Here is an 11,433-nt window from a genome sequence, read left to right as displayed (position 1 = left end):
GAGTGATTATGTGTGTCGGGTAAAGACTTGAATATTGTTGGTTATCAATATAACTACCCAAAGCTTTTTATCAAGCCACCTAATGGGGATGAAATAGATGCAGAAACTATTACATCAGGACTCCATTTTCTTGATGATGATTCAGATCCAATATTAACAACAACATATACTACCGATACGGGTGTTGATGGTTCTGTTTATTCAACATCACAAGTTGGAAAAAATGTAATCAATGCACGTTTCTATTTAACTTATGGTGACTGGTATGATTACAAGATGAAAAAGCATGAAATTGCTCAATTCTTCATGCAAAAAGGACTCTATCGTATTCGCAGTGATGCAGAACCAGGTATTGTTAAATTTGTACGTGCTGGTAACTTTACGATTAAAAATCCTGAAGACCGTAGTCATGTCGTACAATTTTCAATTCCTTTTGATAATCCTTCTGGTGTTAAGTGGTCTTTGCCTTATAGCGATGACTTGATGAATTACGATCAAAACCTATGGCAGTATGGGATGAACTTGCCTAATGGGATTGATTTAAAATACCACTTTGTTAATGAACATCATTTTAAGATTTGGAATGCTAGTGATATTACGATTGATCCAGCGCAACGGTATGGTCTTAAAATAATTGTCACAGGGCAGACTGGGAAATTTGACATGGTTAATCAAACCACAGGTGACGAGATAGTCTACGTTAATAGTTTGCAACCAAATGATCAATTAGTTTGGGATGATATGTATTGTTATTGCAATGGTGAATTATGTACTGATTCTACTAATTTAGCTTGGATGAGGCTGGCTCCCGGATGGAATGAATTTAAGATATATGGCTATAACAAAGTAGATATAAGATTTCATTTTCGCTTTGTTTATCTTAATTAGGAGGTGTGTCAGATGACAGTATCTGTTTTAGAAGCACTAGAACAACATCGTTATGTATACTTTGGCTTTGAATCACACCCCACAGAAAAGGAGCCTTGGCAGGCAACGCCAATTATGGCTTATTCAGATAATTTAGTCAGTTGGGAGACTATATCACGCCTTGAACAGCTAAATGGTCTGCGTGATGGATACATGATCAAGATAGAGGATCGGTACTACATCATCGGCACAGGCGCTTTATATGTGACTACCGACTTTTATAGTTTTGAAAAGCTTGATTATTTGAAGGACGACAAGAACTATAAGAATGTGTGGGCGCCGGAAATATTTAAGGATTTAGACGGGAAGTATCATATTGTTTATTGTGCAGGGGATGCTAATTCAGGAATCCTAAATGACTACATTGCTGACTTTGATCCGCAAACTAACAAGATTACAAACGAGGGACAAGATATTACGTTTGATAATGGAGCAATTGATAATAGTTACCGGATTGACCCAGACATCTGCTTAATAGATGGAGTCTACTATCTGACAATTGGCGGTAACTATATATTTAGCTCGAATAATTATCTTGGACCTTATCAGAAATTTCCGGTTAACTTTGCACCTACGCCTCAAAAGTATAGTAATCATAGTAGTGGTATTGCTGGCTGGATTGAAGGACCTAATATGTTTATTGATGGTAATAGTGTCCGGCTATTTGCAGATCAAACTGAGGGGAATGGACTCGTATTCCGCTCATCTACTATTGATGATATGTTTAACTGGGCTGATACAGAAAAGACTCGAGCAACATTTAAAATGCGGCACGGGTCTATTTTTGTTAATGATAAAATCACTGCTCAGGTTCCAGCTGAGTTTAACCATGCACCAAAGTTTAATCCTCAAATCACAATTCAAGGGATTCATACTACTAAGCCGGTACCGTTAACATGTTTTCTTAAATCATCTTTCCAAGTTCAATATGAGAATAATCAGACCAACCAGTTACAATTCGTGGCATATAATGATGGGTCACCATCTTTTGCCTTAATTGCTAATGAATCAACTATCGAGTTTAACAACGACCTATATATCATTAAGAATATTGAACAAGATCGGACTGGAACTTCGCTGTATACCGTCACGGCTATGCAATATGTTAATAGTGAAATTGGTCGGGTCTTTCAGAAGAATGTACGCAGTGGTACACTAACTTATTCTATTGACGAAGTACTAGATTTCTTTTTAAACGACGAAACTGCTAATCCATTTGGCTTTTCATATCATGTGTTTGGAGACTTTTCAAAACAGCAAATTGAAAATCTAGGTGGATGTTCCGGAAAAGATATGATTAGTAAGATTATTTCAACGTGGCCTGGAACAATTGTTAAACCTTTAGGAAAACGAGTAGATGTATATTCATCTGACCAGTTTTTAAGAAATTATCAAAGGCGAGTTGTATATAATCACGATTCAACCAATATGAAGCTGATTGAAGACAGTACAGTTATTGTTAATCAGATCACATGTGTTGGTGGTTCGTATTCAACTGATGATTCAACTGCTAGTAGTTCAACAGAAGCGACTAGTAGCGGTGGAGTGGTAGTCGAAGATGGTTCTGTTCCAATTGAAAGCGGACAAGATAATACTGCGGCATTTCAAGCTGACGCTAAGAAATATTTGGGTGTTCCGTATGTATGGGGTGGTCACAATAAGGCTAACCCATTTGCAGGAATGGATTGTTCGGGATATGTGTCACAGGTTTATCACGATTTTGGAATTGAAATCCCAGCATATACCGTCGCTATGGAGAATAACTTTCGAGAAATTCTACGATCAGAAATTAAACCAGGTGATGTTGGCTTTTATGGCCCACATGGTAGTACTCACCACATTTGCTTGATTTTAGATAAAAACACGCAGATTTATGAGCCAGAGCCGGGACAGAGTTGTAAGACAGCTACTATCGATAGTTTCCCACCTGATTGGTATGGCCGTAATGATGAAATGCAGGCCAAGATTAGTACTAAAAAAGTCGAAATGGCCCCAACCGAAACTATTAAATTAGTTGCCAATTATAATGGTGGAACATATACACCAGATACTGATTCCACACAAACTCATTATTACTTTCAGCCGTTTACTTTAACGGATGAGCATTCAAAGGATGAATGGGGATTACACCCCGCTTCATCAATATTGCAAGATGACAGATTTAAGGATGCTAACGCTATGCGAGAATATGCACGTACGCAGTTAGTGTTGGAGCCATCTGTATCAATTGAAATTGTTTTGAACACTAATGAAATGCCAATTCCGGGTGAACAAGTATATTTAACAATTCCAGAAGTAGATGATCGAACTTTGCTAGGCGAGACTGATACTCAGCATGCTTATAACACTAAAGTTACTTTAGTTGGCTATACCTGGTATCCATACAATCCTTCACAAGGAACTGATAATATTTATCAGAACTTGCCGGCAACATTGTTACACTCACAAACGTCATTAACTAAACTTGAGCAATTAGCAAATGCTATGTTTGATCGAATCCCACAAGTATTTTATGGGCAGCACGATCCATCGGCTAATCAAGCAGTTAAAAATGGTGCAATTTGGGTAAAACCGATTGTTGATCAAACTACTTCTTCAAATAATGCTGATAAAGATTTAACGATAGGAGGTGAGACATAGAATGGCAGAAAATAATCAGCTCTCAGACGAAACGAAAAATAATTCAACAGATACTTCATCAACTGATGCTTCCTCAGCGGTGATTGGAAATCATGAAAATGCTGTTGTCCCTCATAAAATTAGTAATCATGACAAATTGGTTCAAACAATGGTCATGGTTGACGGTGAATGGATTAATGTTAATGATACTAATGACCAAGCTAATATGAAGGAGGATATGCACAAAGTTAATAAGAAAGTTGTTGAAGCACAAAAGAGAATTGTTGAAGCGAAAAATACAGCCGATTCAGCGGTCAAATATGCTGATTCGGCTGTTAGTGCATCTAAGGTAAATAGTGACGCGCTTGTTGCTCAGAGTTCAGCCATTAGTGAAGCCAAAGCAGCGGCTGATGATGCGGCAAGCAAAGCACAATTTATAAAGGAAAATGCCAGCAGTGAAGCAGCTGTAATTAGAAATCAGGTTGCAGACGTTGCTAATAATGTTTCCTCTGTGAAGGCAGATGTTGCGAGTGCTGCTAGTGACGTTGCTAATCTCAAAGTTGATGTTCAAACTAATAGTGCTGCGATTATTAAGACTAATGAAGCAGTTAGTGTCCAATCAAAAAGCTCATCAGATGCAATCAATGAGTTGAAGATTGCTAACGGTCAAGTTGAATCAATTGCTAAAGACGCTAAAAATAATGCTACAGTTGCAAAACAAACGGCAGATTCAGCAACTGCATTAGCGCAAGATGCAAAGAATAATGCTGTACTTGCCACCCAAACAGCTACCAGTGCAACTGTTGAAGCGACGAATGCTTCAAGTGCAGCCGCAAAAGCAGAATTGTCCGTTAATGGTTTAACTACCAGAGTTACTGCAATTGAAGGGGATAACAAAAAATTTAGTAATCAGATTACATCGACAGAAACCATTCTCCAGCAAACAAAAGACCAGTTACTACAAAAGGCTGATAAGTCAGTTGTTGACCAAGCTAATAATTTAATTAGTCAACTGTCAGCAGAGCAAAAGACAATGGCTGGTCAAATTAGCCAAAAAGTTTCGTCCTCTGAATATCAGACATTGAGGGATAAAGTTAATGGGATGAAAATTGGTACTCGTAATCTCCTTCACCATTCAGACACATTTGAAGGCTGGCATAAAGGAGATTCAGTTAGTGTTTCTTCGACTAAATATTTAAACGGTAATATTGCTGTTCTAAAAAATACTGGTTCAGGAGGTAATGCTTTAGATGCAAATTTAGATGGCCCCTATAATAATCAGCCAATTTCATGGGCTGTTTGTGCTAAAGCAGATAATGCTGGTGATAAACTCCATACTGAATTATGGGGTGGAGGAGGCTTTACTGACCAAGCTTTATCTACTGAATGGAAAACTTACAAATTTACTGGTCAACGTGATGCACGTAACCATGCTTTTTATCTTTGGGGCTGTCAAAGTAATAAAGGTAATATTTATATAGCTTTACCTTTTGCTGTTGTTGGAAATTATATCGGTACATGGTTAGCTAATCCCGATGATACTATCGCCGCAATTAGCAAAAACACAACGGCCATTGATGAGAACAGCAAAGCGATCAAATTAAAGGCTGATGCAACGGAGGTAAATAACCTAAAAGGCACTGTCAATTCTCATTCCGCTTCAATTAATCTCTTTAGTGATCAGTTAAAGAGTATGGTTACCGAATCTAAAGTTAATGACATTATTAATGGAAAAGGATTCGCTACGCAAAGCACCGTTCAATCATTAATAGATCAAAAAGCCGGGACGCTTAATGAAAGTATCACCAAACTTGATTCTAAAATTGATGAATCTGGCGGTGGAATTAATTTGCAAGGTGGAACTGCTGATTGTTCATTGCCAATTGGTTCAAATGGCCCCCGAATTACTATTGAAAATTATGATGATCATACAAAAATGATTCACGCTGTCGGTTCAAAGTCAGGTTTTTATATAGGTTATGACAAAGGACGATTTATTCCAGAGGTTGGAGAGACATATACTTTTTCAGCAGATATTAAAGGTAAAGGAACTATAAATGGAAACCTGTTCAAATACGAAGGTGCTGACAGGTCTTCTATGGGCAGTATTACTCTTAATAATAATTGGCAAAGAATTAAAACTACTGTTCATGTCAGTCAACTTAGCGGAACTTGGATTATTTATCCTAATCCTGATAATGGTAATAATGACTTTTATGTCAAGAATATCAAAATAGAGCGAGGATCTATTGCTACTCCATATTCACAAGCTCCATCTGACAATGCTAGCGTTAGCCAACTTCAATCTGTCACAGCCTCAATTGACGGTTTACAGTCAGCAGTTAAAAATAAGGTTGATCAGTCCCAATATACTCAGCTTGCAGGAGTAGTACAAACCAAAGTTAGTCAAAGTGACTTTAATCGTTTGAATAATCAAGTCAATGTGCAGACTTTGGATAACGCTAATATTGATAACATGAAGACAACCGGCCACTACTTTGTCCACAATCTAACTGGTAACCCGCTTGGTGGTTGGGTTTATGTAGATGTGACTGGTAATGCTAACGACAGAATTCGGCAAGATGTTTACCAGGATAGTGGCACCAAACATGCATTTCGTCGCTGGTTTGGTACGTATTGGACTGGGTGGTCAACTGGTGCAGAAGAGTCTGAGATTACACAATTACGCAGTGATATTAATTTGAGAGTTAAAAGTGGCGATCTCCTTAGTCAAATTAATATTGCGGCTGGTCATACTTTAATTCAATCTAACAAGATTTACTTTGATGCTGATTCATTTGTCATGAGTCCAAATTCAAAAGCATTTATCCCTAGTGCATATATTACTAATATTAATGCAGATAAAATTACGACTGGAACGCTAGATGCAGCTAAATTCAATGTAAAGAATTTTAGCGCCGATAATATTACTAGTGGTACTTTGAACGGGGTAGTTGTTAAAACTGGTGCTAATGATCGCTATTTCCAAACCTCAAAAGATAATATTTATTGGGTGCGTAAGGGTAGTATGTCTCTTGTTGGAAACGATACCTACCTAAATTCTGCTAATGGATTAAACATTGCTGATGAGAAGAATATTCAATTAACGACTTGGGGTGGAGCTACAGTTAACAAAGATGGCTCTATCACAAATAATTCGGGTAATAGTGGACACCCTAAGATTGTTATTGATTCAAAAGGAAAGTATAATCCTGATGACATTTATGGATCAGCTTTTGGTGGCGGACCTGGTGATAGCGAAATTGCACAATGGGTTGGCAACAAAGAATATACAGTCCTTACTCGTAACCAAGGATTTACCGTCTATCTTAATGATGGAAATAGTAATTCGAAATTTTCTATTCAAAAAGATAATAAGGTTGGCTTCTATGTTGGTGGCGGTGATGATGGTAACGAAATTCAGGTTGCTGGAGCAGGCCCAATTAAACTTCAAGGAAGATATATTGACGATGGTTTCAATGATGGCATGACCCACACGCTTGGCAATCTCCAAGTTGATAATCTCCATGTCCGTAAGTGGCTAGGGGTTGACCAAAGTAAGAATGCTATCGTCAAGACAAGCCAAGGGCCTGTTACCATTAATGCTTATGAAACGGCCGAATATTATTTTGGCGACATTGGTGAAGGACAAACGAGCACTGATGGTATTGCTTATATAGGAATTGAAAAGTTATTTAACGAAACCGTTAATACAACTATTTCTTATCATGTATTTATTACTGCTTATGGACCAGGTAATATCTGGGTCGATCAACGTGAACATAATCGCTTTATTGTAAAATCAGATCAACCTAACCTCAAATTTAGTTGGGAAATTAAAGCTAAACGTAAAGGTTATGAGCAAATACGCTTACAAAATGTTAATGATAAATTAAATCACATGGCAGCTACGAGTTAATCGTGGCTTTTTATTTAGGAGGAATTTTATTATGGATAATTTAAAAGTTGAAGCAAATGATGTTATCACAGAATACCGTGCGAAGAACAGTCAATTAGAATTTGATAACACAGTTTTACGCCTACAGGTTAAGAAACTACAAAATAAAATTAATGAATTAACTGCAGATAAAAAGAATGCCAAAAAAGAAAATAAGTAGGAGGTAGATCACTATGTCAATGAATGTTTATCGTAATCGTCTTAGCTACGACTTCGACTCACAAGGTAATACTACAGATGCAATGGTTGGCTTTAATGGTCTAAATGACCAGGGAGAAACAGCAATGGCTACCATCAAAGTCACTAAAGATATGCTTGGCGACGGTAAGACTTTTGATGACTTTTCAAATAAGCAGATCACAGAATTAGCTAAGAAGAAGTGGATGGAGTATATCCAACCAGAATCAAATTCAACACAACAATAGGAGGGATAGTCGATGACTGGCTTTCCACGAATAGATATATGGGACGAACCGAGCCCTTTCCAAAACTCACAAGCCTACGAGCAGAAGAACCATAATTGGGCTGTGCTACGAAATTACGTTAGTTCATACTTAAAAGGTATTACTGATGCTTGGGAAGTTCGTTGGGCAGCACAGATTAATAAGACTCCTCAGCCGAGTGAGATTATAGATGCAAGGGTAGATGTCTTGGGGCACACGTATCCAACGTTAAAACAGCACCTTGATGCAATTGAAGTTAATTCGGTTGAAGCAGAAATAGATACCCAGCACTATGGAGATCGAACGACTTCTTGGGCTAACTTGAAAATCCTTGACTTGTCACAAAACAGTACTAGCTTGTCTTATCGATTAATCGGTTCTGTTAATACTTCAATTCCGCAATTGGGGTATGCTGAATGTTTTATTGATGATCTGCAAACACAAACAGCTTAGGAGGCGATAGGATGGGGTTCTTGCCAACGAGAGTAAAACTCTTTCAAAAAGATGAGAAGAAGCGCAAACACCAAGTATTTCCGGAAACTGATCTAAATTCGGTTGTTGATTTTGATGATTACCGCAGTCAAATGGCGGATATTGTAGATGATCTGCAGAAACAGATTTGGGAATTACAGCGAAAAGTCAATCGTTAGGAGGTAAAGTTTAATGGCAAATAAAGTATATATTAAAGATAAAGATGGTAATGATTTACTTGTAGCTACTGATTGGTCAATTATTAATGGCAAGCCAAATAATTTAGTTACAACTAATCAGTTGCCAACTTTAACTGGTCAGCAGCGCGACGGCATACAATTTGTTAATGGGGCCTACGATTGGGACCACGTTAACAATGGTTGGAACTGTTGCTATCGAATTGCTGATTTAGGCGGGTTTAAGTTAGTAGAGCTACGATTAATGTTTGCTTTAAATAAAGACGTTACAGGTGGCTTAGCTCATGCAATCAAACTACCTAATATTATTAATCCTGATCAGAATATTGAAACGTGGTATGCAACTAATATTGAAGGCACTTATGTTCACCATTCAGGAACTGATGTTGATATTGAAGTTCACTCAGGAAAATATCCAGCTAATACATTAGTCAGTTACTACAATCATTACCTCACAACTAACTAAGAGGTGGTGATAATTTGATACATTTGACAATTGAAGATGCTGCCAGCATTTTAAGTATTGGGTTAGTTCTCTGGGGTGTGTTGAAGTTTGGCCTAACTGGTCCATTAGAAACCGCCATTAAAGAATTACGCCAAACCATTAACCAAATGAACACTGATAATAAAGAACGTGATCGTGGAATAAGAGAAATTCTTGATAAATTAGCAAAGCATGATATTAAGTTAGCGTCACATGAAGAACGGTTAAACACCTTAGAGGAGGAACATCGTCATGAAAATGATTAATGATATTGTATATTGGTTTATTTCTTCGGGCACTGCAACGGTGCTTTTTATTTTTGCTTGGAAATACCTCAAACCGGTTTTAGAGGTTAAAAAACTTCATGCAAAAACGCTTCAAGAAAAAGAAGTATTAGATGTTCTTGAAAAGCTTGCTGATACGACTGTCACAAGTTTAGTAAGTAATCAAGCTTTAACTGGTCACGACAAATTCAAGGAAGCGACTAAGATTGTTGGCGGCACACTGGCTGATAAAGGATTTAATGTAAGCCAAACAACCGTTGAACATGCTATTCAATCAGCTTATGAGAAGAGTGATTTAACGCCGACCAATCCCCAATCTGACCAGATTAAAACTGGTGTAACGGTTACTAATGCAACTATTCCAACAGATAAGATTGAGGATATTTCAGCCGGACAAATTAAGACGGGTGTGATTAATAATGACTAGATCACTAGTAATTGATGTTTCCGCATATCAACCACAAGCTACTTACTATAGCTTCTGGGAAAAATGGAAAGCTCGTGGGGTCCGTGGCGCAATTATTAAATTATCTGAAAGCACTTATTGGCGTAACCAATATGGTGCCGGACAGATCGCGGCAGCTAAACGTGTCGGCCTTAAAGTTAGCAGTTATCACTTTAGTCGCTTTATTGGTGACGGTAATCGAGCACGCTTAGAAGCCAATACGGCTATTGTTACAGCTAATACGATGGGACTTGAACATGGTAGTGCATTAGTCCTTGATTATGAAGAACGTGCAGGCTACCAATCAGCAAACACTTTAGCAGCAATCATTTTCTGTAATGCTGTTAAACAAGCTGGTTTTATTCCAGTGTTCTATTCATATTCGGGAATGCGTGACTTATGGGATTACGAGGCCATCTATAAGGCAACAGGTGCCAAACTTTGGATTGCATCTTATCCAACAATGGCAGGAGTTACTCAGCCAGATTATGAGTACTTCCCAGCAATTAGCACTCATACTGATGCTTGGCAATTCAGTAGCAATGCCTGGGGCGAACAGATTGATATTAGTGTAGATTTTACAGGAGTGTTTACAATGGAAGAAAAAGTTACAAGCGGTGGAAATCTGGATTCAGTACGCTTCGATGGAAATAAGCTAGTAGTTAATGGCTGGTTTGCAGCTGCTCAAGCGCAAGGTAAGCCATATGCATTTGCCATTTTAACGAATGAACAGGGGAGTCAAGAGTTTGGTCGTACTCAAGTTAATATTACTAGTCGGCCAGATGTTCCAAAGGTTTATCCAGATATTCCTAATGGTGCTAACTCTGGTTTTAGTACTAGCTTTGATTATTCAAATCAGATTAAAGGTAAAAAGTTACATTTGATTTTCCGCTATACAGATGATCCAGCAGGTAACGGAAACTTTGTCGATTATGTATCAGTGTTAGACTTAACAAAGAGTGCCGCTAATCTTGATAATGTTGATACGGTAGTCTTTAGTAATAAGCTTCAAGTTAGCGGGTGGTTTGCTACTGATATGTCATTAGGATTGAATCACCGTTTCTTGATCCTATACGATGTTGCTGCACAACATGAATTACAAAGAATTGAGTATAATCCAACTAGTCGTGGCGATGTCCAACAAGCTCACCCAGATATTTTTGATAGCGAATTATCCGGATTTAGTGATCAGTTTGATTATTCTTCTGATTTAGTCGGCCATCAGTTACAAGTAATTGCTCGTTTCTCAAATGATGAACATGGTGAAGGCAATCATATTGACTATTGGTTTGAGCCAATTAAGGGACCACAACTTCCAGTATTAGATGGTAAATCGGAAACCGAAGTATTAGTCCATGAGTTCTCAGCAAGCAAAGCTGATAATGATTTGATTAGTTTGAAATTTAAATAAAATAAATTTAGTCCTAGCGTAGTTGCAGAAATGCCTGCAATAGTCGCTAGGACTTTTTGTTGTATAAGGCAGATTGCAAGAAATAACTTGAACGAATTTAGTGACGTAGATTAAGCAAGAAGATCTCGATTGGTGTATGCCAATTAAGACATTTAAGTGGCCGTGAATTCAGATACCAATTGATTTGAACCAGT

The 11,433-nt window shown here is 37.8% G+C and carries 11 protein-coding genes and 1 pseudogene; 11 read left to right on the top strand and 1 reads right to left on the bottom strand.

Annotated features, from left to right (window positions below; all coding sequences use genetic code 11):
• The first annotated feature begins 12 nt into the window (after window positions 1-12).
• From CBG10_RS02345 to CBG10_RS02300, 11 genes are read left to right on the top strand one after another with little or no spacing between them, the layout of a single operon-like run.
• A complete protein-coding gene (locus CBG10_RS02345; protein WP_094511513.1) occupies window positions 13-888 on the top strand; it encodes a phage tail domain-containing protein in 876 nt (291 codons plus the stop codon).
• A 12-nt stretch (window positions 889-900) separates the two neighbouring features.
• Complete coding sequence (locus CBG10_RS02340; protein WP_094511512.1) at window positions 901-3,567, top strand: phage tail protein; 2,667 nt, start codon at window positions 901-903, stop codon at window positions 3,565-3,567.
• Window position 3,568: 1 nt separating this feature from the next.
• A complete protein-coding gene (locus CBG10_RS02335) occupies window positions 3,569-7,465 on the top strand; it encodes a hypothetical protein (protein WP_094511510.1) in 3,897 nt (1,298 codons plus the stop codon).
• A gap of 31 nt (window positions 7,466-7,496) precedes the next feature.
• Entirely contained in the window at window positions 7,497-7,664 is a 168-nt protein-coding gene (locus tag CBG10_RS11115; protein ID WP_179225363.1) for a hypothetical protein, read from the top strand.
• Window positions 7,665-7,677: 13 nt separating this feature from the next.
• A complete protein-coding gene (locus CBG10_RS02330) occupies window positions 7,678-7,929 on the top strand; it encodes a hypothetical protein (RefSeq protein WP_094509661.1) in 252 nt (83 codons plus the stop codon).
• Window positions 7,930-7,941: 12 nt separating this feature from the next.
• A complete protein-coding gene (locus CBG10_RS02325; RefSeq protein WP_094511509.1) occupies window positions 7,942-8,400 on the top strand; it encodes an alpha-amylase in 459 nt (152 codons plus the stop codon).
• Window positions 8,401-8,411: 11 nt separating this feature from the next.
• Complete coding sequence (locus tag CBG10_RS02320; RefSeq protein WP_016497231.1) at window positions 8,412-8,597, top strand: hypothetical protein; 186 nt, start codon at window positions 8,412-8,414, stop codon at window positions 8,595-8,597.
• A 13-nt stretch (window positions 8,598-8,610) separates the two neighbouring features.
• A complete protein-coding gene (locus CBG10_RS02315) occupies window positions 8,611-9,081 on the top strand; it encodes a hypothetical protein (RefSeq protein ID WP_094511507.1) in 471 nt (156 codons plus the stop codon).
• A 14-nt stretch (window positions 9,082-9,095) separates the two neighbouring features.
• Entirely contained in the window at window positions 9,096-9,365 is a 270-nt protein-coding gene (locus CBG10_RS02310) for a hypothetical protein (protein ID WP_094511506.1), read from the top strand.
• The gene (locus CBG10_RS02305; protein WP_094511504.1) at window positions 9,352-9,810 is read left to right on the top strand and encodes a phage holin, LLH family; all 459 of its coding nucleotides are present in this window, start codon (window positions 9,352-9,354) and stop codon (window positions 9,808-9,810) included. The genes CBG10_RS02310 and CBG10_RS02305 overlap by 14 nt, the downstream gene beginning before the upstream one ends.
• A complete protein-coding gene (locus CBG10_RS02300) occupies window positions 9,803-11,239 on the top strand; it encodes a GH25 family lysozyme (RefSeq protein WP_094511502.1) in 1,437 nt (478 codons plus the stop codon). The genes CBG10_RS02305 and CBG10_RS02300 overlap by 8 nt, the downstream gene beginning before the upstream one ends.
• Window positions 11,240-11,336: 97 nt before the next feature.
• Here the strand turns inward: CBG10_RS02300 and CBG10_RS02295 are convergent.
• Window positions 11,337-11,433, bottom strand: a pseudogene (locus tag CBG10_RS02295) (IS30 family transposase); the annotation flags it as partial.

Origin of the sequence: Limosilactobacillus reuteri (assembly GCF_002254085.1) — a bacterium.
Taxonomy (GTDB): Bacteria; Bacillota; Bacilli; order Lactobacillales; family Lactobacillaceae; genus Limosilactobacillus; species Limosilactobacillus reuteri_K.
The sequence above is the reverse complement of the archived record's forward strand: the minus strand, read 5'-3'. Positions and strand labels throughout refer to the sequence as shown.

What these genes read in the sequence shown, in the direction of transcription:
- CBG10_RS02340 (WP_094511512.1), top strand. Translation starts at nt 901, where the DNA reads ATGACAGTATCTGTTTTAGAAGCACTAGAACAACATCGTTATGTATAC.
- CBG10_RS02335 (WP_094511510.1), top strand. Translation starts at nt 3,569, where the DNA reads ATGGCAGAAAATAATCAGCTCTCAGACGAAACGAAAAATAATTCAACA.
- CBG10_RS11115 (WP_179225363.1), top strand. Translation starts at nt 7,497, where the DNA reads ATGGATAATTTAAAAGTTGAAGCAAATGATGTTATCACAGAATACCGT.
- CBG10_RS02330 (WP_094509661.1), top strand. Translation starts at nt 7,678, where the DNA reads ATGTCAATGAATGTTTATCGTAATCGTCTTAGCTACGACTTCGACTCA.
- CBG10_RS02325 (WP_094511509.1), top strand. Translation starts at nt 7,942, where the DNA reads ATGACTGGCTTTCCACGAATAGATATATGGGACGAACCGAGCCCTTTC.
- CBG10_RS02320 (WP_016497231.1), top strand. Translation starts at nt 8,412, where the DNA reads ATGGGGTTCTTGCCAACGAGAGTAAAACTCTTTCAAAAAGATGAGAAG.
- CBG10_RS02315 (WP_094511507.1), top strand. Translation starts at nt 8,611, where the DNA reads ATGGCAAATAAAGTATATATTAAAGATAAAGATGGTAATGATTTACTT.
- CBG10_RS02305 (WP_094511504.1), top strand. Translation starts at nt 9,352, where the DNA reads ATGAAAATGATTAATGATATTGTATATTGGTTTATTTCTTCGGGCACT.
- CBG10_RS02300 (WP_094511502.1), top strand. Translation starts at nt 9,803, where the DNA reads ATGACTAGATCACTAGTAATTGATGTTTCCGCATATCAACCACAAGCT.